Origin of the sequence: Anaeroplasma sp. (assembly GCF_034179385.1) — a bacterium.
In the GTDB taxonomy this organism is placed as follows: domain Bacteria; phylum Bacillota_I; class Bacilli_A; order Acholeplasmatales; family Anaeroplasmataceae; genus Anaeroplasma.
This window is the reverse complement of the sequence record NZ_JAXFPY010000075.1, coordinates 24,980-47,896: the sequence shown is the minus strand read 5'-3', so window position 1 is coordinate 47,896 and position 22,917 is coordinate 24,980. Positions and strand designations below refer to the sequence as shown.

The window sequence follows — 22,917 nt, the reverse complement described above, 5'->3', positions numbered from 1 at the left end:
CCCCCACATTACACCAAACCAAATCCAAGCCCAAAGTGGCTGATTTTGGTTTTGTCCAAGCTCAACTAACTGTAGTGGTGCAAATGTACCACCAATCAGTAAATAGATGGAAGAATAATCAAATCTTCTCCAGATTCTTTTTACCCTAAGTCCATGCTTCCATGCATGATATAGGCAGCTCATAAGCATCATAATGATCATGGATGTACCATATACAATAGATCCAGTAATCTTCATGGGTGTATCACTTTTAAGAAGCATTAATACTAAGGCAACAATACCAAATATTGCACCTAAGCCATGGGAAATGGAATTACCGATTTCCTCTAGTACACTTCTTTTGGGAGCTTCATTTTTTCTTCTAATTTCAAGCTCTCTTTCCGTTAGTAGAGCGTTTCTTCTTTCTTCCTTTTCTTCTTCAATATAAACCTTTTCGTGAGCCTTATAGGTCTTTTTATCCTGCTTTTTTTGTAATTTTAAAGATTTTCTTTCTTCTTTAGCCTGTCTTTTTAGTTCTTTTTTCTTTTCCTTCTCTAAATTCAAGAAAATCACCTCCCAAAATTTAATGCATCAAAATCGATTGAGTTAAATAAAATATAATATTCCTTGTCCAAATGAAAAATCATTTTGATTTTATCTTCTCTTATAATTTCTTCTATATCCTCTTTACGAATAGAAATTATCTTCCATGTTTTTAAATATAGAATATCCTCATCTACCTTAGCCTGTATGCTAATTTCTTCATTATCCTCTAAATATATCTTAATGTTTTTCCATAAAGCATCATCTTTTTTACTTCTTATTAAATAGAAATAACATAAAAAATTTGGTATTACAAGAATCATGGATAAAAATGTCATAAGAACCAAAATTGGGGCTAAGCTAAATATTTCACTAAAGCTTTTCCCCTTAGCTAAGCTAAGGATAATACCTAAGAGTCCAAAGGCCAAGGTTAAAAGGAATACTATAGTAATAGCTAATACCAAAATTGGATTTGCATTTCTTATATTCTTATTTTCTTTATAACCTTTATAATAAGTAAAATAATTTTCCATAATAGCCCTCATTTTCTTACTATTATACTGAATTTACCACGAATCCACAAGAAAAAGGAGGATATAATCCTCCTCTTAAACGATTAGATATAAATTATCTACTCTTCTTTCTATTTTCTTATTGTGAATTAAGGATTCTAGTGCTTCGTCAAGTATTTTTCTTGTCGATGCCAAAACCTTATCAAAGCCTAAAATCTGAACTAAAGTTTTATAGCAGCCTTGGACCGTGATACCATTTTGTTTTGTTACAACACCAATAATACCATCCATATATTCATCTACATAAATCTGGTTTGCCTCACGATCGGAATTCAGTCTTAGCTTAATTTTACTCATTTGATCGTAATTCATAAAGAAATCGCCCATTCTTAAAACCTTCGTTGGGATATTATCATCCACCTGTGTTTTGATTTCCTTATTTGGCTTTTCCTTTTCCATAATATTTGCAACTCTCTTATATAGATATTCTCTATGAATTGGTCCTTCCGCACCAATTAATGCCTCAACTAAAGATCCTATACCCTTTTGAAGAGATTTTCTTGATGTAAATAAATCTAATCTTCTATAGCTTTCGAAGTTGAAATCATCTACATCTACTGTATTATCCTCTCTTAAATAGGTATCTACCTCTTCATCACGATCATGCATCTTAACAGAAATTGCGTCAGTCGCTTCATCCTCATCGTGCGTTAACGCATCGAATAATCTTTCCTTTTCTGCCTCTTGGTTTTCTACCCAAGTGGTTGCGAAAAGCTTAAAATATTTCCAACCCTGGCGCTCAAGCAAAAGCTTTTCAAGTCTATAGGTATCTGTAACATTTGAAGAATATTCACTCTTACCATCAATCATAATGGCCATAATGAAATCATCATCCTTTTTAACTGCAAGGTCAACCTTAAACGCACTAGATCCATACTGAGGTAGGACCGTATAGCCTAAGGATTCTAAGTATTCCTGAACGGATCTTATAATACCATTAGATTCTTCCGTGTAATTCTTAGCTGCAACAACATTTTCAGCAAATTCTAGATAATCTCTTAATAGTAGGGCACCCTTTGAACTTGTATTTGTTTTAATATCTGTATATCGAATAGAGGATACAATCGATACATTATACTTCGCTCTAGTTACCGCAACATTTAATCTTCTTTCTCCGCCCTTAACATTTAACGGGCCGAATCTTTGCATGAATTTACCATCCTCGTTATATGCATAGCAAATAGAGAAGATAATTCGATCTCTTTCATCACCCTGTACAGTTTCTAGATTCTTAATAAAGAATGGCTCATCAATATCCTCTTGGAAATACTTCTTTAAGGATGGATCCTCCTTAATTAGCTTATCAAGCTCACGCTGAATCTCATCTGCCTGGCTTGATGAGAAGGCTACAACGCCTAAGGATTTATCACTATTCTTATAATGGTCAATAACCATCTTTGCAACCTTTGAGGCCTCAAAGATATTCGTTCTAGTTTGCGTATTATACCTACCCGTAGGATCGTAGTAAAAATCAACACCAAAACCGGTAGAGTGAATTCTTGGGGTCGGAACAGTAATTAGCTTATCTGAATAGAATGCATTATTTGAGAAGGTAATTAATTCTTCGCTTCTACTTCTATAATGCCACTTTAGGGCAATGGTTTCAAAGGTTGCCATAGCCTTATCCAAAATGGATTCTAGGTCATATTCTAATTCCTCATCTGTACCAGAATTATCATCTAGCTGTGCCATAAAGAAATTCGATGGTGGCATTTGCTTATCATCCCCTATGATAATACATTGCTTACCTCTATAAATCGAGCCTAAGGCATCACAAGCAAAGATTTGAGATGCTTCATCAAAGATGACGCAATCAAACATATTTGGCATATTCGCTAAATAGGTAGATACAGAAAGTGGAGACATTAGGAATACGGGCTTAATTTCAAGGGCAAGCTCAAAAATTTGCTCAAGCAATTGTCGGATTGGTTTTTGCCTTGTCTTCTTTTCATGCTCTCGCTCCAAAACCTTAAACATAGAGCCTTCAACCGCCATACCATTTTGTCTTTTTTGACTATTTTTCGCTATGATGATATCTCTATTAATCGTCAATGTCTTTTCATCTAAATCTCTAAATCCATCGATGATATCATCAATCGATTGATTTTCAAAATATTGTAAGAAATCTCCACTATGATGAACAGAATCAATCTTATTCTTTAGGAAGGTCTTCTTAAATCTTGGGGAGATTTCATCTAGATTAAATTGATTATCCAAATAATAATACAAGAATTCCTCAGCATTCTTATCCTTTAGCTCATCAATAATCTCTAGGGTTCTTCTATAATTTGAAATATGATTTCTTTCCTTATTAACCTCATCAATTCTATCGTAGGCTTCCTTTATTGTGCAGCTTGTAATATTGAATTGCTTAATCTTAAAAATACGAGATAGATTTAATAAATTCTTATATTCTGCTTGCTGCTCTTCTAAATCTAGATCATTTGCTTCCCAAGCATTTTTAAGCATATTGAATGCTTGTGTAGAAATGGACATATCGGGTAAGGAATCTACCGCCTTAACATCTAATAGAATTTGTCTTAGGTTTTGAAGTGCATCACTACCTAAGGACTTAGCAATGCTTGCTGCAGCATTATCTGCTTGAGCCTTATAGGCTTTTAGCTTAACTAAATCGTTTAATTCCTCAACAACTACCTCAGGCTTAGCCTTTGCTACTCGATAGGATTGAACCTTTAAATCTAGCTCCTTAAATTCCTTCGTTTGCGATTTAAAGATACCCTTAGTTTCCTTCATCATCCTTGCATAATCTGCACGAATCTTAGGTAATTCTAAAGATAAAATATCTTCCTTATATATATTTAAAATGTCGGTCTTAATCTCTTTAGAATAGGACATATATTTCTTAATCATATCGTTAATAATGACACGATTCTTCTTAAACATATATAAAGGTCTATATTGCTTAATTTGCACAATCTTATTTGCAATTTCAATTGCCTTCATGGCATCAATAATATTGGATGCATCAAGGCCAATACCCTTTAATGGTAATCGTATGCTTTCAATTTTCTTAAGTAAATCTAAGGAGGCCTCAATATCTGCCCTAAGCCCCATTTTAATATATTCCTCAGAAATTTGATTTAAGCCATATAATGGGGATTCTCTATAATCCCTAAATCCAATGATTTTTGCATATCCTGCATAATCCCTTAAGGATTTAGAAATACGATCCATATCCATTAAATTATAGGTATCCATAAATTTTAATTCATAAGGCACAGGCTCACTTTTTGTATCTAAATAGATGGAATATAAATCAAACAAGGAAACACCTAAGGAAGGAATAACCTCATGAAGACTGCTTTCATAATTATGTAAATTATTCCTAAAATATTCATATTTTGTACCTAAGAATCTTGTCTTAAGCTCAATATCATATCTAGGCAAGGTTGCCGTACGATACATATTCTCAATGAATTCCTTTTTGTTTGCCTTATTCGAATGCAATTCTAGTGCGAATTCCGATAGTCTTACTCTTCTTAGGTTTTCATAAACTACATTTAAAGCGGCAATCTTTTCCGATACGAATAAGATCTTTTTTCCTACGCCAAGCATAGAAGAAATCATATTCGTAATGGTTTGGCTCTTACCAGACCCAGGAGGGCCCTGTAAACAAAAGGATTTACCATTTGCGGCATACTGTATTGCCTTAAGCTGTGAGGAATCACAGTTTACAACGGGATATAGTGGCTCATTAAAATTCGCATCCCAAGATCCATGCTCCTCACCCAATAATGCACGAATATTCGCATTCTCTAAAACGAAATCTCTATTGTATATTAAGTCATTATACATATTCATTTTATAGAAGGAATAAATACCTAAGGATAAACCCTCCTCAAGTTCTACACCTAAAGGCAAAGCCGCTCTTGCCTTCTCAAGATATGTACTTAATGCTTCATTATTGTATGGGACTAAATCTGTGTTAAATACAGATGTAAAATAATATCTTAGGGTTGGATTTAAAATAATTTCATCCTCATATTGACGAATTACGAAGGATCCTGAATCATTATTAATTTCAACAGGTATTAAAAGTAGAGGAGCCTTATATTCAATTTCCTCTTCCTTATAATGCAAGAAGCATACAGAAAGGTATAGTGAATTCATTCCCTTTTCCACAATAGAGAATGTAAATTCCTTCTTCAATGCCTTTAAAGCCTTCAAAAGCCCATGCTGCTTCTTATAGCAAATAAGCTCATCCTTCTTCTCCTGCATTCTTCTTACAGCCTCATAGACGGTATCATTCTCAAGGTCAAGTAAGTTATCCTTTGGTCCAATTATCTCCTGCTCAGGATTATTTTGCACCTCAAGTAATGCCTCATCCGTTGGGAAGAAGGTAAAGTCTCTATACTGCTTTACTCCACGGAATACCTCTTCCACATTTCTATTTAAAATGGCTAATGTTTTTAAGCCCTTATCTATATAATTTAGTAATCTATTTCTTTTTCCTAAATCTAATAGCTGGTTTGTAACCGCAGCTAAGCGATCTTCCAATTCTTTTCTCGTCATACTTACACCCCATACCTATATATGTTATTATATCAAGAAGGCAAAAGAAAAACCACCCTTTAGGGTGGATTTTATTTTGTTTTCGTAAAATTATTCCTCATTTCCATAGGTAGAATTCGATATAGAAAGTATTGTATAGCCTACAAAAATCAAAATCAAATCTACCTTTTGCAAGGACACTTTACCATTTATTTTCGAAAATAAATATCCAAAGCTTGCATCTGAAAATAAAACGAAAAATATACAGGATGCCATGATAAAACAGCCAAGTACCTCTATAGCTCTTAAATAAGGAATCCTCTTCTTCAAGGATAATTTATCTATAGAAGCAAATCCATAGAATATAAATAATATGCCTGTAATGATCTCTGCTGCACTACCAATATTAAGATATCCATTTATGATGTCTAATATAAATCCTATGAAATATACTACACCAATTAAGAAATATAGAATTGGCATATAAAATTTTAGGATTTCTACCTTTTTTAATAAAATGAGTAATGCTAATACGAAAACACAAAAGCCTAGTACAATAATCATTACCTCTAGGGTTTGCCCCTTTGAAACAAGTAGGATACTTCCTACAATCATTAATATAGCTGATACTATATGTGATACAAAAACAAATAATGTATCCTTATCCTTTAATACCTTCATACATCTTCTCCTTTTATTTTAAGTATACACTTAAAATAGAACAAAATAAATGTGAAATTTTAAGAAAATAAACCAGCAATCGCTGGTTTATCTCATACGCTTATAGGTTTCGTAATTCAAATAATATAGCATTGTATCTGGATTACAATAAATATCTGTTAAGGAGATATATAACTTTGTTTGTGTTTCACTCAAGCTAATTCCATAAATCATTTGTAAATCTCTTACAATGTCTGGCAAATACATATAATATTTCGATTCAACAATCTGTTCAATTAAGGATGAAATACCCATTTCCTCCTTTTGAACACGAATCTTTAATATTACAGAATCTGTGCTATAGCATCTTTGGTAGATGATATCCTTAGATGGAATAAATAAGCTAGAATAGAAATAGTCGGAATACTTCTTTTCTAATATTGGATGGCTAAAGCCCTTATTTCTTAAGGATGTAATCGTAAATATTTCATCCTCGTAAACAGAATTCTTAACTAGCTCAACAAAATCATGAATCAATTCTAAGGTAATACCATCATTTTGAAGCATGCTTAAAGAAACATAGTGATAAGGCTCAACCTCAATATATTCATAAGAATATATTCTCTTTCTTAAAGCTTCTTGGAATTCAGGTAAGGATATAAGCTTTGGATCCATTCTCTTTAGATATAATTCATCCTTAAATAGAGTTTCCACGTAATCACTTAAGGATATATATTTATCCTTATAGATACATCTTATACCATCCTCATAGCCTAAGCTCTTTAACGTTGTTTTATTAATATAATATTCTTGGAATGGAATTCCATTTTTATTTGCTAGAGGGCCAATATCCGATATGAAATAGAAATCATCTGTCAATAATTCCTTATACATATTTAATATTTCTTCTCTAAGCTTTGGTGTTTGTACAGTAAATGTTGCGTTTTGATAATATGGACTAAATTGCTTAGCTGCATAATTCGAGAAGGATTTTTCATTTACACCAAATACCTTGGAATAGGCCTTTGTAAAATCGGCCATAGAAACAGGAGATAGCTCAAATAAAATAGATTTAATTTGATTGTTTCTATTTCCTGCACCAAAGACGATAATTGGCTTTCTAATGAATTCTATTGAATTGCTTCTAGCAGTCTTCTTTAGCAAGAAATAAAGCTCATATTCATCCTTGATGTCATAAGCACGCATCAAATCGAAATGTGCATCAAAAATAATCTTTGCTGAAGCCTCAATATCAATATATTGACCTAAGGATAAGGAATGGTAGAATCCTGAATCAATAACTAAGGAATTATAATATCTAAAGCCATTTTTACCCTCTAAAATTTGTTTAGAATTATCTAATATTTGCACGAATTGCTTTTCATTAATGCTTAATTCCTCATGGAATAAATTGAACCAATATTTCTTAAAATCTAGAAAAATATCCTTTTCTGATAGAGTATCCTTCAAATCAAATCTTGCATAAATATCTAATATATCGGATGGTGTTTTTAAGACGCTAATGCCATGGATTTTTGCGTATTTTCCTAATGTATTTTGAATATTTACTCTTACATCAGGACTAACTCTTTCATCCTCTAGCATCTCTAAAATATTTCTTGTACCCCTTGGCTTTTTCGCCTTTATTTCTAAATAGCGGAATACCGATTTATCTAGCTGGAAGATTTTAGAAAATTCATCGATATTTAAATGATAGGAATAATATAAATCTAAATATTCATCCTCACTTAATATAGGGAATGGATATTTGGATAATGTAGCTTTAATCTTTTCCTTTTGAATACCATAATCTAAGGCAAGCTTATCTAAAGGTACACCCTCTAAATAATCCTTTAATAAGCCTGAGGTTTTATCCTCAGATAAGCTAAAGATAAATTCCTTTAAATTTGCCTGTAGCTTCTTTATACCAAATAAAGAATTTTCAATGAATTCTTGGTTGGATAAATCCTCTAGTGCTCTATCCATTAATGAGCCATATCTATAGCATTCCTCAAGCTTAATAGATAGCTCATCTTCCATAATATAATCCTCACCTAAATTCTTTAATATACTCTTCTTTAATAGATTCATATATTCCATATCCTGGTATAAGGATTCTAAATAATTCTTTACCTCTTCCTTCTGTTTATCAAAAGGCTCATTGATTGCTAAAATAGCATCCATAATTTTTCTTATGTTGCCTTCAGTTAAATTATATTTTTGCTTCAGCAAAATATCTGGATATAGTCTTATCATAAATAAGGAGGTAATACCCTTTTTCTTTAAGGATTGACACACCTTATCGGATACTCCACAGGAGGTTAGAGCAAATATATTATATACATTATGTGTTTCTTTAGATAATTCACATAATGCATTATAGCAATCCTCATTTTTTATTCCTGTTTCATTTACAAATTCAAGAAATCCCATTCCTGTAACATTAGATAAATCTATTCCAGAAAGAATGATATTATTGATTACTGCAGAGGATATTCCTTTATCTGTTAAATGAAACAAATCATATTTATTCATAAAGACCTCCTATTTTCCGCAGTCACAGTGGTCATCCATTTGGGATAAATCTAATCTTGCGGTATTGAAGCTTTCTAAGCTACCCTCTAAAAGAGCAATTACGGCATTTTCTGGGCTACCAGATAATCCCATATAGACCCTAACATTTGCCTCTCTTAGGGTTGTGAGTGCAGGCTTTCCCATGTGTCCTGCAAGTACAACCTCAGCCTTAAGCTTTCTTACTAAGCCCGTCATATATACATGACCTGAGCCTTGGCATGGAATCGTCATTTTCCCAAGTATTTTCTCATCATCTGTATCAAAGATAACCATAGCCTGACAATGTCCAAAATGTGGATCTATTCTCCCTCTATCGTAAGGTACTGCAATTTTCATAGTGATTCCTCCTTAGTATAGTATATACTTACATTAATTTCATAAATAATGCTTTAACTTCCTCATGGGTAGCTTCCTTTGGATTACCTGGGTAGCATGCATCATGAAGTGCATCTGTTGCTAAATTATCTAAATCCTCTTTTCTAATTTTCTCACATTTTGTTGGAATACCAACATCAAAAGATAGCTTTTTAACCGCATCAATGGCTTTAAGTCTATACTCCTCTTGGCTCATAGATTCTGTATTTGCTACGCCTAATGCCTTGGCAATATCTCTAAATTTTTCTCCTGTTACCTCTTGATTAAATTCCATTGAAATCGGAAGTAGCATAGCACATGCAACTCCATGTGGAATATCATAATATGCAGATAATGTATGTGCCATTGCATGATCAATTCCAAGACCAACATTCGAAAATCCCATACCAGCAATATACTGTCCTAATGCCATTCCCTCTCTACCATCTCTATCATTTGCAACAGCCTTTCTTAAATTCTTTCCAATTAGCTCAATTGCCTTAATATGGAACATATCACTCATTTCCCATGCACCACGAGTAATGTAACCCTCAATGGCATGAGTAAGTGCATCCATACCTGTTGCAGCAGTTAAGCCCTTTGGCATTGTTGACATCATATCTGGGTCAACGATAGCAACCACTGGCATATCGTGTGGATCTACACATACAAATTTTCTTTTCTTTTCAACATCTGTAATAACATAATTGATGGTTACCTCAGCTGCAGTACCTGCTGTAGTTGCAACAGCAATAATAGGTAAGCAAGGATTCTTTGTAGGTGCAACACCCTCAAGACTTCTTACATCGGCAAATTCAGGGTTTGTCATAATAATACCAATAGCCTTTGATGTATCCATACTCGATCCACCACCAATAGCGATAATGAAATCTGCCTTTGCTGCCTTACATGCAGCAACACCACTTGTTACATTTTCAATTGTTGGGTTTGGCTTAATGTTTGAATATAGCTCATAAGCAACACCACCCTCAACTAATAAATCTAATACCTTCTTTGTTACACCAAATTTAACTAAATCTGGGTCACTACAAACTAAAGCCTTCTTAAATCCTCTTGCCTTTGCCTCAGGTACAATATTTAAGATTGCACCATGACCATGATATGAGGTCTCATTTAACATAAAACGATTTGCCATATTTTTTCCTCCTTCTAACTCTATAAATGCTCGTTCTTTTTTTATAATGTATCGCTTCATCAACTAATATTTTACTATATATCTTTAAAAAAATAAAGTTAAAGCTTTTGAGAAAGAACAAAGGGGCCGTAAAAAAACCAGGTTTTAAAAATATCAATTCCTAGTTTTTTACAACCCCAAATTTTAAATTATTCCTTTAATAGATTCTTTAATTCTTCTAGAATGTCAGGTATTTTAATTTTTTGAGGACATAGTCCCATACAGGCACCACAGGAAATACAATCCTTAGGATGACCTACTGTTTTTATTTCATCCTTATCCTCTAAGGCATCATAGCCTGATATTTTATATTCGTTAAATAGCTTTAAATAGGCTGGAATATTGATTTCAATTGGACAATCATCCAAACAATATCTACAGCCTGTACAAGGAATAGATAAGGATTTATGAAAAATATCACAGGCTTTAAATAAAAGCTTCTTATCACTATCCTTTAGACAGTAATCATCATTAAATGTATTTACATTATCTATAATTTGCTCAAGGCTTGACATACCAGATAATATCACTCCAACATTATCTAAGCCTCTTACAAATCTTAAGGCCCAAGAGGCAATGCTAAAGTTTGGCTTAGAAGCCTTTAATAGCCTACTTGCATCCTCATTTAAGCTTGCAAGCCTACCCCCTCTTACAGGCTCCATTACAAAGGTCTTAATGCCTTTTTCCCTTAGTATTTCATATTCTTCCTTAGTAGAGGAATACATCCAATCGAAATAATTAATTTGAAGCTGAGCAAAATCCCAGTTTGTGTAATCTCTAAATCTTTTTAGGGTTTCTACTCCTGCATGAGAGGAAAATCCTAGGTATTTAATTTTACCTATTCTCTTCATTTCCATGAAGAATTCAATTCCACCACTTGCAATATATTTATCTATGTTCGAATCTGTAAGACAGTGGATTAAATAGAAATCTATATAATCCGTTTGTAATCTTTTTAATTGCTCTTGAAATACTTCCTTGTAATTTGGGTTCGCATCATAATGCCATTTCGTTGCAAGATAAAAGGAATCTCTTTTATATTTCTTCATGGCAAAACCTAAGAATCTTTCAGAATCACCCTTAGAATATACATAGGCAGTATCGTAATAATTTATGCCATTTGCCATGGCATAATCAATGATTTCTTGACTTTTTTCATAGTCAATTTCTTCACTATTCGGCTTCATAGGAAGTCTCATATTTCCCATACCTAAGCGCGATAATTTAATGCCATCCTTAAAATCAAAATATTCCATACATCCTCCTACAAGCTATGCTTTGGGGGTTCATTATTTAAAAATTGATTGATTTGTAAATATAACAAATCCCCTATATTTTTTAATGCTTCCTTCGTGTTCGATGCAATATGAGGATACGCAATAACTCTCTCCTTTAATAAGGGATTATCCATCTTTAAGGGTTCATCCTCAAATACATCTGTTGCGTAGCATAATAAATGATTTTCTCTTAATGCTTTTATAATGCATCGACTATCTACGATTGCACCTCTTGCTGTATTAATCAAAATAGCATTTTTCTTTAAAGCTTTTAATCTTTCTTCGTTAAAGAAGTGATAATTATCCTTATTTAAGCTCATACAAATAAAGATAAAATCACAATCTTTTACCTTTTCTTTAAAGGAATCCTTTCTTTTGTAAATCGTAACATCCATAGAAAAAGCATTTATAAGCATTTCTTCTAATCTTTTACCAATATGACCATAGCCTAAAATACATGCACGCTTTTTATATAGCTCCATTTTCCCATATTTTCTTGCTGCCTCTAGTGCAAGAAAGATACTAAATTCAGCTACACTTTCATAATTTTGGTATGGTGCATTGAATAAAGCGATGCCCTTCTTTTTAGCATATTCTATATCTACTTCCGATATACCTGTACCATGGATGGCAATACATTTTAAATTCTTTGCTTGATCTATGAATCTTTTATCCACTCTTAGATTTCTTGTAATTACAATATCTGCAGTATCTATCCTATCTACAATTTCATGATTTAATTTTAAATTTGAAACGAAGGATTCATCAACATATTCAACCAAATAGATTTTCATATCCCTAAATCCTTTAATTTTTTCAAATAAAAATGATTCGTTTGATCTATTCCTACAGGTACAAAGGTCGTATATCCATGCATACCTAAATAGACATCGGTTTCCTTGTTATCATCATAGGTTATTTTTTCATCACATTCATCATAGGAGCCCTTATTATTGATAATAAATTCCGTTTTAAAGCTTTTAATGCCCTGTCTACAGAATCTATAGCCTAAGGAATGATCAAATTTCTTTGTAGGGAAATTTACATTTAAAACATATTCTAAGGAATATAGCTTATTCTTAAAAATGTATTCCAATACGCTATCAATCTCTCTTTTTGCAAGCTCCATACATCCTCTATCTGTAGATATAGAAACTCCAGGAATACCTTCAATTATACCCTCCTTAGCTGCCGCAACTGTACCAGAATATAGGATATCTGTACCACAGTTTAGGCCATCATTAATTCCAGAAAAAACAACATCAAACTTTTTCTTAAGTACACTTGTAGATAGCCTTACACAATCCGCAGGAGTTCCACTGCATGCATAGCATAATATTCCATCAATAGCCTCTACCTCTACAAAGTGAATTTGCTGACGAATTTGTAGGCTATGGGAGGCTGCACTTCTTCCTGTATTTGGTGCAACTACCGTTACATTACCATATTTCTTTAGTGCTTCTGCAAGTATTTTAATACCAATCTCAAAAACACCATCATCATTTACTACTAATATTTCCATAAAAAAACCACCTTATTTTATTTTAGCTGCATCCACGAATGCTTTGAAAATTAATTGTGATGCCAAATCCTTTAGCATATATTCTGGGTGCCACTGAAAAGCCCAACAAAACTTCATCTTAGGATGGTAAATTGCCTCAACTAAACCATCCTCAGACACAGCCATACTCTTTAGGCTAGATGCGATTCTTCTTACTGCCTGATGGTGAATACTATTTACCATCAAGGAATCACTCTTTACTAAATCTCTTAATGGGCTATCATGAAAAACATATACCGAATGAAATCCCAAATTATAGTCACCCTTCATTAAGTGAGAAACCTTAGATGGATGATCACTATCTAAATCCTGATATAAGGACCCACCCTCAAGCACATTAATTAATTGAATACCTCTACAAATACCTAAAATAGCCTTATCGCTACTTTTTGCAATTTCATATACATTCTTTTCCATATCGTCCCTGATCGAATTAATTCTACCGCAGGTATCCTTAATCTTAGCCTTGTAAAGGCTTGGATTAATATCATTACCCCCAGTAAATAAATAGCCATCGACGATACCATTTAATTCTTCAAGCTCAGCCCTTGTTGCACCATAAGGCAAAATGACAGGAATCCCTCCTGCCTCCTTAATTCCATCTAAATATCCCGGTAACATCCAAATAGAATTTAATTCTTCATCGTATAAGGGTAAAACACCAATAATAGGCTTCATAATAATCATCTCCAACATGTTAAATTTTAACATATTATTATTTCATAATAAAGAAAAAGCTACAATTCTCCTTTATAAGTATTAAAGGCCAGGATTATTCCCAGCCTTTATTCGCACTTATGGTAGCGAGGCACCTTCCGTATTCAGACTTCGCACTTATGGTAGCGAGGCACCTTCCGTATTCAGACTTCGCACTTATGGTAGCGAGGCTCCTTTTGTATTATAAATCGTTTGAGAATATATCTATCTTCACCTATAATATAGCAAAATTCCCAAAAATGTAAAGTATTTTAGCGGATGATAGTGTAATTAAATGCTTCTATTAACTTTAGGATTAAAAACTACGAATTCATTATTCGTAGCTTTTCATAATAGATACAGAAATATGGTCTTTATCTGGATACATTGTACCAGAATTAATATTAAGCATATTTAATTGCTCTTCTATATATTCCTTATGAACAATGAATATTCTTTCTTTGGAAACTGTATTTAAATGCTGGTATTCACCTGTCACATAATTACATAATCCAAATAGAATAAAGGATCCACTTTGTGCAATTATTCTTTCATTGATCATACCAACCTTTACATGTCTTGGTCTAAGTAATACATCTGGTGTAAAGAAGGTCTCATCAAAATAAGGAAGCTCATTTTGTATCTCAGCAACAAATCTTTTATAAGCAATAGAATTCTTATAAATCGATGGATCATTCTTTTCCTTAGATTCTAAAATCTTTTCATATAGCTCCTGCTTATAATTGGTTTCAAGTACAGCTAAGCTAGATAATAGAGTTGTCGCATTAGAATCGGAATATTTTACATTTCTTATTGCCTCATTCATAACGACAACCTCACCAACACCTAAGCCCTTATTCTTATAATTTTGTGGCTTATCACAAGCCATAAATAAGGCAACTAGTGGATTCGATGTGGTATCTAATAGCCTTGTTGGCATTTTATAATGCTGCATAGTCGTTAATATTTCAATATATTTCTTATTCGATAATTCATTATAAAATTGTGTTTTAAAATCCATGTACATATAGGATTCATTATCGTAATATTTCTTTTTTCTATAAAGAGATGGAACAAGGGTATATTTATAAGAATAATGTCCTCTATAAAATGCCTCACACAAAGGATATTTTCTTTTTAATTCCTCTATTGCTTTTATATAGTCCCCAACATTACCAATGACATAATTTCCATTCGGTAAGTGGGTAACACTCGCCAGCAAGGCCTTGAAGCAAACATTACTAATATCGGATACCTTGTTTGAAAAATCATCAAAGGATAAATATTCTATATCCTTTATTCTTTCATCATGCTGATTTACAAATAAATACATAAACTTATCTTCATCTTTTAGGGAATAAATCTTATAATTTGCTTCTTCATTTATTACCATATATAAATCATTATCCGAAACATTAAAATGATTTATGCTTAAAAATGGTAAATCAACAGTACTCCATTTTGTAATAAAGAAGGAACCAAAATCACTATCATAGACAAATACGCCCTCTAAGATTTGATTATCAAAGTGAAGTTTGAACATAATACCACCTCGATATTATTTTACCATAATCTACCTGTAAGTTGAAATATGAACTTTTCCAAAGCTCTCTAATATTGTAATATTACCACACTCATAAGTTTTATAGACTATAGAATATTCCTCTAATCTTTTTATGATATAGGGTATTGGTAAATTATGGCTATTGTTCTTTGCAACAGATACAATAGAAATCTTTGGTGTTACATAATCTAAGAATTCCTTTGTTGAGGATGTATCAGATCCATGATGGGCAACCTTTAATATATCACTATCGAGTAGGCTTCCATATTTCATAGCCAAATCATGTTCTTCTTCCTTTGTCATATCTCCTGTAAATAAATATTTTGTTTCATGAATTTTAAATTTTAAAACAATAGAATTGGAATTAGGATCTATATATGAATTTATAGGCCCAAGTATTTCCATTTCTATATCCCCAAATTTGATTCTATCCCCACTTTTTAAATAGGTAATAGAGAAATTTGGCATTATCTCTTTAAAGTTTATATCCGAATATGGTGCATAGATTTTATCTACACTTAAATTTTTAATAATTTTTTCAAAATCTCCTATATGATCGGAATCTGAATGGGAAAATAATAGAATATCAATCTTATGGATCCCTAAGGATTTTATGTAATCATAGGAATTATATGCATCAATTAGCATATTTCCTCTATTGTTCGGCAATCGTATCAAGCAGGCATCTCCTTGTCCACAATCGATATAGGTAATCTCATAAAATGGATTTAAAATATTTATATTTATAGCACATAAAAGATAAGATAAAAAAATAAGGAGTGGTGGTATTATTTTCTTCTTCATTCCTATAGAAAAAATGAAAAAGATAAAGAATACATAATAAAATAAGGATTTCCATATCGTAAAGGATGGAACAGTTATACATAAATTATATACCGTTATTCCTTCAAGATAGAAATTTGTAAATATAAATATATATTTAAGCCCATAATCTAAGATAGGAAATAGAGTAACGAAATAGGATATAGGTATTAGGATAAAGGATAAAATTAAACTGAATATTGGGCTTAATAAAAAGGATAATAAGGATATTCTATTGGTCATGTTGATTGTAATTGGAAATGTAGAAAAATAAATCAATATATAGGTTTTATATGCACTTTTTAAGCTGCTATCTTTTCTATTAAATATGAGCACAAAGGAAACCAAATAGGATAATATAAAGCCACTAGAATAGATTTGATATGGATTTAATAGAAGCATTCCTATACAGGATATCGATAAGATATCTAATCTTGTATAGGGAACTTCTCCTTTTTTATTGATAGCACCTAATAAAACAAATAAAATAGCTCTTTGCGCACTTGGTGGTGCCCCAATAAGAATTCCATAGGTAATAAGAAATACTATTGGAATCGTCTTTTTATAATATTTAAATGCTTTAAGTAAAATAAAGGATATTATTTTAAATAAAAGAATAATATGTAATCCACTAATCGCTAATATATGAGATATACCTAAAATACTATAGGAATCCTTGAGGTCTTCTTCTAAGGTATTCATACCAAATACCATGGCTAGGCTATAGCTTAGAGATTCTTTGCTTAAATGTTTCTCTAAATAGCTTATGTAATAATATTTAATGGAATAAATAGAAAAATAGGAATAGATTTTATTTATAGTCTTCCCTTTTGCTAAATAGGATATTCCTTTTCCATATAGATATTCTTTAGAATCAAAATCAGAGTCATAGCTTTTTTCATTCATTTCCTTTAGTTCAATTTTCAAATGAATGTAATCGCCAGGTTTATTTTCATGCATCCATTCCGATACTTCTATTTTATTTCCTTTATATAGAAGGATATAGGAATTCTCATTTTTTACATCTAAAACATAGCTATCTATTTCCTTTGGTATAGGGATTTCTCTTAATAGAGAAATCATTCCAATTTCTAATGAAAAAATAAGCAAGAAAATCGAAATAGGAATTAATAGGCGACTTTTTTTGTACAAAAGTATCAAAAATAGTCCTAAAACAATAAAAAACGACCAATATTTTAAGGATAATAAAAAAAGTAATATAGGAATAAGAATTAGATGAAAGTCGTTACAAAACGGCTTTTTCCTTAATTGATGCCATAATTTCATTCGATACACCTATAATTTTTTTAAGCTCATCCCAGGATTCGATTTTCTTATTCTTTCTATATTCAATAATTTTATTCGCTCGTGCTTCCCCAATCCCATATAAGCGTATAAGCTCATATTTTTCTGCAGTAGATATTTTTATCTTACCTTCCTCTGTTACCTCTTCTATGAAGCAGGAGGTATCAGAGGATTCAATTTGAATTATTGTATCACTATAATATCTTTCCTTTAAATTATCCTCAAGTATGCTGTATTCATTTAAATATTTTTCTATTTTCGTAATGATATAGCCATAGGATGCACCTATAGGTACTTCTAAGGTTACCTCCTCCTTGACCTCACCCTCTATTTTAATTTGTATTGTATTCTTTAAGGTATTCGGTATTACTACATCACTAACATTATTACTGAATCTCGAAATAAGGGTAGGTAGGAAGGATAGTAATAGAGTAATAGCTAAAATAATGATTATGATTATGATTTCTTTTTTCTTATACATATTCTTATCTCCTCATAATAATAAATAGACAAAATTTCAAAAAAAATTACAAGAAAAGAAAAAAATGCTACAAAAAGTAGCATTTAATAGGTATATTTCGCTATTTCCTCATGATCCATAGTATATAGCGTTATTGTATGATTTTCCCATATACCATAGCCTCTTTTAGAATTATTTTTAGGTATGGTAATGGAGCCAGGGTTTATTTTATAGAACCCTCTTTCATCCCAATTACATTCTGGGATATGGGTATGTCCAAATAAAACTAATAAAGACGCGCCATGATATAAATCCAAATGATGTCCATGCTCAAGGTGAACCTCTATATCATTTAATATTCCATCAAAAGAATCTAATATTTTAAAATCTAAGACCATTTGGTCTACCTCTGCTTCGCAGTTTCCTTTAATGCATAGGATTTTATCCTTGTAAGGATTTAATAATTTTATGACCTCTTTGGGGTTATAAAATGGTGGGAGGTCATTTCTTGGTCCATGATATAGAACATCTCCAAGCAAAAGAATTTTATCACATTTTTCTTTTTCAAATTCCTCTAAAATAAATCTTGTAGAGTCACTTGCCCCATGAATATCCGATACGATTAAATATTTCATTCGTTTGTAACCTCGAGTAAAAGCTTTAGCGCAGTATAGATGTGATCAAATTGGGTATCCGAAATAGATTCAAAGAATGGCCAGGTATAATCTGAGATATCTACTAAAATGCTATCGACCATTTCCTTAGTTTTATCTGTCAAATACACCTTCATGCTTCTAGCATCCTCCTTAGATACCTTTTTCATTAAATAGCCCTTTTGAATTAGACGATTAATTAATGGAGAAATCGTATTTGTGGATTTATGTAATCTTTTACAAATATCTGTAACTCTTCTTTCCTCTGGATGATGATATACATCTAGTATAATGACAGCCTGTATGCTAGATAGACCGTAAGGTTCGCATAAGGCATCACGGATGTTTGTAAAATAACTCGATAGATCTTTAATCATTTCTATTATATTTTTTCTATTTTCTACTGAATTTTCATACATAAAGATCACTCCAATCTTTCTTTGTATTATAAATTTAGCATTAAAGATTATTTTTTTCAAGATGATTATATCAATATCGACTTAAATTTCCGAAAAGGAAAAGTGGTGAATGATCACCACTTTAGATTTATATTATTCAGCCTTTTTTGAATAATCCTTAGCTGCAAGATATACATAATTGCTGTAACGCTTGCAAGCATCAGCGAAGTTAAGGTCAAATAATTCCTGAGCCTTAACTGGGTTAACCTTAGTTAACTGAGCATAACGACCTTCGTTCATTAAGAACTGCATGTAAAGCTCTTTATTTGGCTCCTTGCAGTTATCTAATTGCATTGGGTTCTTGCCTTCCTTAGCTAGATCAGGGTTGAAACGGAATGTTGGCCAATAACCACATTCTGTAGCCTTCTTAGCCTCCATTTGAGACATGAATAGACCCTTCTTAATGTTATGAGCGATACATGGAGCATAAGCAATTACGATAGATGGTCCATGGTAAGCTTCTGCTTCCTTTAATGCCTTAATTACCTGGTTAGGGTTAGCACCATGAGAAATTGTAGCAACATATACATGTCCATAAGACATAGCGATAGATGCTAAATCCTTCTTGAATGTTGGCTTACCAGCTGCAGCGAACTTAGCAATAGCACCAGTACGGCTTGACTTAGAAGCCTGTCCACCAGTGTTAGAGTAAACCTCTGTATCAACAACTAAGATGTTTACATCCTCATTGTTTGCGATAACATGGTCAAGTCCACCATAACCAATATCATATGCCCAACCATCACCACCGATGATCCACTGAGAAACCTTAACTAGGTAATCCTTTAAGCTTAAGATTTCCTTAGCGTATGGAGCATCAATAGCTTCCATTGCAGCAACAATCTTTGGAGCTAATTCCTTAGTCTTAGCGCCAGAAGTTCTATTTTCTCTCCATTCAGCACATAAAGCTTTTGCTTCTTCAGGCATTGCATCTTCATTTAATGCCATAACAGTTTGGATTCTATCTCTTAATGTTTCAACACCGATTCCCATACCGAAACCGAATTCAGCATTGTCCTCGAATAATGAGTTAGCCCAAGCTGGACCACGGCCCTCAGCATTTGTTGTATATGGGCTTGATGGATAAGAACCAGAATAAATCGATGTACAACCTGTTGCGTTAGCAACCATCATACGATCACCGAATAGCTGTGCAACAGCCTTAACGTATGGAGTTTCACCACATCCACCACAAGCTCCAGAGAACTCGAATAATGGCTGAGCGAACTGAACGTTCTTAGCGTTAGCATTACCTGCAACATCGCTCTTGTATGTTACATGTTTAGCGAAATATTCAAATACAACTTCTTCCTTCTTTTCACGAGACTGAGCCATTGTATTAGACTTTAATGCCATAGCCTTAACTGGCTTGCCATTCTCATCAACAGCAGGCTTGCCATCAGCGCCCTTAACTGGCTTACCTGGACAAACCGTTAAGCAGACACCGCAGCCTGTACAGTCAAGTGTAGAAATAGCTAAGGAATACTTATATCCCTTAAATCCTGTAGCTTCTAGGAACTGTGCTTCTTTTGGAGCATTAGCAACTTCCTCTTCAGTACATAGGAATGGACGGATACATGCATGTGGACATACGAATGCACACTGGTTACACTGAATACAGTTTTCAGCAGTCCAGTATGGAACATCTGTAGCTACACCACGCTTCTCGTATGCAGCTGTACCCTGTGGCATATGGCAATCCTTACCATACTTAGCGAATGCAGAAAGAGGTAGGGAATCACCCTTAATAGAATTGATAACATCAGCGATTTCTCTTACGAATTCAGGACGAGTATTATCAACTACCTTTACATCATCAGAAAGATTAGCCCAAGCTGGATCTACAGCTACCTCAACTAATCTAGAACCACCCATGTCGATAGCCTTATGGTTCTGATCTACTACATCCTGACCCTTCTTTAGGTAAGTCTTTGTAGCAAATTCCTTCATATGAACCTTAGCTTCTTCATAGTCCATAATCTGTTCATTTAGCTTGAAGAATGCAGACTGCATAATTGTGTTAACACCCAATCCAGCACGGAAACCGCACTCTCTTGCAGCAGCGTTAGCAGCAATGATATAGAACTTAGCATGCTTCTCTGCTAATAATCTCTTATATTTATTAGGTAAACGGTCAGCGATATGATCCTTATCAACAACGGTATTTAATAAGAATGTACCACCGTCACGTAAACCATCAATCATATCAAACTTATCTAAGTATGCATCTAGTGAGCAAGATACGAAGTGTGGCTGATTAACTAAGTAAGTTGAACGAATTGGCTTCTTAGAGAAACGTAAGTGTAATCTTGTAGAACCACCACTCTTCTTAGAGTCGTATGCAGCATAAGACTGTGAATATAAGTCTGTATAATCACCAACAATCTTAGCGATATTCTTACATGCACCTACAGTACCATCAGAACCTAAACCGAAGAATAATAATTCTGTAGTTGAAGGATCTGCAACGTCAACTGGCTTGCCTAAAGGTAAGCTTGTATACTTAATATCATCATTAATACCAATAGTGAAATGATCCTTTGGAGTTCTAGCCTTTAAGTTCTCGAATACAGCAACGATCTGCTCTGGAGTTGTATCCTTAGAAGATAGGCCATAACGACCAGCAACAATCTTTGGAGCATTAGCCTTTCCATAGAATGCAGCCTGTACATCTAGAGCTAATGGCTCATATAAAGCACCCTGCTCGATTGTACGGTCTAATACTGCAATCTTCTTTGCAGTTGCAGGAATAGCCTTTAAGAACTTATCAACAACGAATGGACGATATAGATGTACCTCTAGGATACCAACCTTCTCACCCTGCTTTGTTAATAGGTCAATTACTTCCTCAGCACACTGACATACAGAACCCATAGCAACAATTACACGTGTTGCCTTAGGATCACCATAGTACTGGTAAGGTCTATAGTTACGTCCTGTAGCCTTAGAAATAGCCTTCATATATTTTTCAACAACTGGGTATACACCCTCATACCTCTGAGCCTGAAGCTCTCTTGTCTGGAAGTATACGTCATCATTTTGTGCTGTACCACGAGTCTTTGGATGACCTGGGTTTAGTGCCTCTTGTCTAAACTTAGCTACAGCCTCTCTGTCTAATAGCTTGTCGAATACCTTGTAATCAACAGGCTCGATAGTGTTAACCTCATGAGATGTTCTAAAACCATCAAAGAAATGTAGGAATGGAATGGAAGATGAAATTGCAGATAGGTGTGCAACACCAGCTAAATCCATAACCTCCTGAACGGAATTTGAACATAATAATGCGAATCCTGTCTGACGACATGCCATAACGTCCATATGGTCTCCGAAAATGGATAGAGACTGTGCAGCTAATGTACGTGCAGAAACATGGATAACGCCTGGTAAGCATTCACCAGCAATCTTATACATATTAGGAATCTTTAATAATAGACCCTGAGATGCAGTATAGGTTGTCGTTAATGCACCTGCCTGTAGAGAACCATGAACGGTTCCTGCAGCTCCACCTTCAGACTGCATTTCTACAATTTTTACAGGCATTCCGAATAAATTTTTCTTTCCCTGAGAAGCCCATTCATCTGTATACTCAGCCATTGGAGATGACGGAGTAATAGGATAAATACCAGCTACTTCAGTGAAGGCATAAGATGAATATGCGGCAGCATAATTACCATCAATAGCCATTCTTTTTACTTGTTTGCTCATTTTTTTCCTCCTGATGAGTAATAAATT

The 22,917-nt window shown here is 33.3% G+C and carries 17 protein-coding genes; all 17 read right to left on the bottom strand.

Going from position 1 to position 22,917, the window contains the following annotated elements; translation table 11 throughout:
* A partial coding sequence (locus tag SPJ17_RS04945; protein WP_321093219.1) for a hemolysin III family protein occupies positions 1-543 on the bottom strand: 543 nt, incomplete at its 3' end.
* 5 nt (positions 544-548) lie between these two features.
* Entirely contained in the window at positions 549-1,055 is a 507-nt protein-coding gene (locus SPJ17_RS04940) for a hypothetical protein (RefSeq protein ID WP_321093218.1), read from the bottom strand.
* A gap of 75 nt (positions 1,056-1,130) precedes the next feature.
* Positions 1,131-5,627: a DUF4011 domain-containing protein gene (locus SPJ17_RS04935; RefSeq protein WP_321093217.1), complete on the bottom strand. Its 4,497-nt coding sequence runs from the start codon at positions 5,625-5,627 to the stop codon at positions 1,131-1,133.
* A gap of 90 nt (positions 5,628-5,717) precedes the next feature.
* On the bottom strand, positions 5,718-6,287 hold the full coding sequence (locus SPJ17_RS04930; protein WP_321093216.1) for a hypothetical protein: 570 nt from the start codon (positions 6,285-6,287) through the stop codon (positions 5,718-5,720).
* Positions 6,288-6,374: 87 nt separating this feature from the next.
* Positions 6,375-8,801, bottom strand: coding sequence for a hypothetical protein (locus tag SPJ17_RS04925; protein ID WP_321093215.1), 2,427 nt, complete (start codon positions 8,799-8,801; stop codon positions 6,375-6,377).
* A 9-nt stretch (positions 8,802-8,810) separates the two neighbouring features.
* A complete protein-coding gene (locus SPJ17_RS04920) occupies positions 8,811-9,176 on the bottom strand; it encodes a NifB/NifX family molybdenum-iron cluster-binding protein (RefSeq protein ID WP_321093214.1) in 366 nt (121 codons plus the stop codon).
* Between the two features lie 28 nt (positions 9,177-9,204).
* Positions 9,205-10,350: a lactaldehyde reductase gene (fucO, locus tag SPJ17_RS04915; RefSeq protein ID WP_321093213.1), complete on the bottom strand. Its 1,146-nt coding sequence runs from the start codon at positions 10,348-10,350 to the stop codon at positions 9,205-9,207.
* Positions 10,351-10,538: 188 nt separating this feature from the next.
* A complete protein-coding gene (locus SPJ17_RS04910) occupies positions 10,539-11,645 on the bottom strand; it encodes an aldo/keto reductase (protein ID WP_321093212.1) in 1,107 nt (368 codons plus the stop codon).
* A gap of 8 nt (positions 11,646-11,653) precedes the next feature.
* Positions 11,654-12,460, bottom strand: a complete 807-nt coding sequence (locus SPJ17_RS04905) for a 2-hydroxyacid dehydrogenase (RefSeq protein WP_321093210.1) — start codon at positions 12,458-12,460, stop codon at positions 11,654-11,656.
* Positions 12,457-13,188 carry a 5'/3'-nucleotidase SurE gene (gene surE, locus SPJ17_RS04900; RefSeq protein WP_321093208.1) on the bottom strand — a complete coding sequence of 244 codons (732 nt, stop codon included), beginning with the start codon at positions 13,186-13,188 and terminating at the stop codon, positions 12,457-12,459. The genes SPJ17_RS04905 and surE overlap by 4 nt, the downstream gene beginning before the upstream one ends.
* A gap of 12 nt (positions 13,189-13,200) precedes the next feature.
* Positions 13,201-13,905 carry a gamma-glutamyl-gamma-aminobutyrate hydrolase family protein gene (locus tag SPJ17_RS04895; RefSeq protein WP_321093207.1) on the bottom strand — a complete coding sequence of 235 codons (705 nt, stop codon included), beginning with the start codon at positions 13,903-13,905 and terminating at the stop codon, positions 13,201-13,203.
* A gap of 352 nt (positions 13,906-14,257) precedes the next feature.
* A complete protein-coding gene (locus SPJ17_RS04890; RefSeq protein WP_321093205.1) occupies positions 14,258-15,466 on the bottom strand; it encodes an FRG domain-containing protein in 1,209 nt (402 codons plus the stop codon).
* 30 nt (positions 15,467-15,496) lie between these two features.
* Positions 15,497-17,392, bottom strand: a complete 1,896-nt coding sequence (locus tag SPJ17_RS04885; protein ID WP_321093203.1) for a DNA internalization-related competence protein ComEC/Rec2 — start codon at positions 17,390-17,392, stop codon at positions 15,497-15,499.
* A 163-nt stretch (positions 17,393-17,555) separates the two neighbouring features.
* A complete protein-coding gene (locus SPJ17_RS04880) occupies positions 17,556-18,095 on the bottom strand; it encodes a helix-hairpin-helix domain-containing protein (RefSeq protein WP_321093201.1) in 540 nt (179 codons plus the stop codon).
* A gap of 83 nt (positions 18,096-18,178) precedes the next feature.
* Entirely contained in the window at positions 18,179-18,709 is a 531-nt protein-coding gene (yfcE, locus tag SPJ17_RS04875; protein WP_321093199.1) for a phosphodiesterase, read from the bottom strand.
* On the bottom strand, positions 18,706-19,146 hold the full coding sequence (locus SPJ17_RS04870) for a winged helix DNA-binding protein (protein WP_321093198.1): 441 nt from the start codon (positions 19,144-19,146) through the stop codon (positions 18,706-18,708). The genes yfcE and SPJ17_RS04870 overlap by 4 nt, the downstream gene beginning before the upstream one ends.
* Before the next feature lie 132 nt (positions 19,147-19,278).
* On the bottom strand, positions 19,279-22,890 hold the full coding sequence (gene nifJ, locus SPJ17_RS04865; protein WP_321093196.1) for a pyruvate:ferredoxin (flavodoxin) oxidoreductase: 3,612 nt from the start codon (positions 22,888-22,890) through the stop codon (positions 19,279-19,281).
* Positions 22,891-22,917 lie beyond the last annotated feature (27 nt).

Coding starts and splice junctions, on each gene's coding strand:
- SPJ17_RS04940 (WP_321093218.1), bottom strand. CDS start 1,055: ATGGAAAATTATTTTACTTATTATAAAGGTTATAAAGAAAATAAGAAT.
- SPJ17_RS04935 (WP_321093217.1), bottom strand. CDS start 5,627: ATGACGAGAAAAGAATTGGAAGATCGCTTAGCTGCGGTTACAAACCAG.
- SPJ17_RS04930 (WP_321093216.1), bottom strand. CDS start 6,287: ATGAAGGTATTAAAGGATAAGGATACATTATTTGTTTTTGTATCACAT.
- SPJ17_RS04925 (WP_321093215.1), bottom strand. CDS start 8,801: ATGAATAAATATGATTTGTTTCATTTAACAGATAAAGGAATATCCTCT.
- SPJ17_RS04920 (WP_321093214.1), bottom strand. CDS start 9,176: ATGAAAATTGCAGTACCTTACGATAGAGGGAGAATAGATCCACATTTT.
- fucO (WP_321093213.1), bottom strand. CDS start 10,350: ATGGCAAATCGTTTTATGTTAAATGAGACCTCATATCATGGTCATGGT.
- SPJ17_RS04910 (WP_321093212.1), bottom strand. CDS start 11,645: ATGGAATATTTTGATTTTAAGGATGGCATTAAATTATCGCGCTTAGGT.
- SPJ17_RS04905 (WP_321093210.1), bottom strand. CDS start 12,460: ATGAAAATCTATTTGGTTGAATATGTTGATGAATCCTTCGTTTCAAAT.
- surE (WP_321093208.1), bottom strand. CDS start 13,188: ATGGAAATATTAGTAGTAAATGATGATGGTGTTTTTGAGATTGGTATT.
- SPJ17_RS04895 (WP_321093207.1), bottom strand. CDS start 13,905: ATGAAGCCTATTATTGGTGTTTTACCCTTATACGATGAAGAATTAAAT.
- SPJ17_RS04890 (WP_321093205.1), bottom strand. CDS start 15,466: ATGTTCAAACTTCACTTTGATAATCAAATCTTAGAGGGCGTATTTGTC.
- SPJ17_RS04885 (WP_321093203.1), bottom strand. CDS start 17,392: ATGATTTCTCTATTAAGAGAAATCCCTATACCAAAGGAAATAGATAGC.
- SPJ17_RS04880 (WP_321093201.1), bottom strand. CDS start 18,095: ATGTATAAGAAAAAAGAAATCATAATCATAATCATTATTTTAGCTATT.
- yfcE (WP_321093199.1), bottom strand. CDS start 18,709: ATGAAATATTTAATCGTATCGGATATTCATGGGGCAAGTGACTCTACA.
- SPJ17_RS04870 (WP_321093198.1), bottom strand. CDS start 19,146: ATGTATGAAAATTCAGTAGAAAATAGAAAAAATATAATAGAAATGATT.
- nifJ (WP_321093196.1), bottom strand. CDS start 22,890: ATGAGCAAACAAGTAAAAAGAATGGCTATTGATGGTAATTATGCTGCC.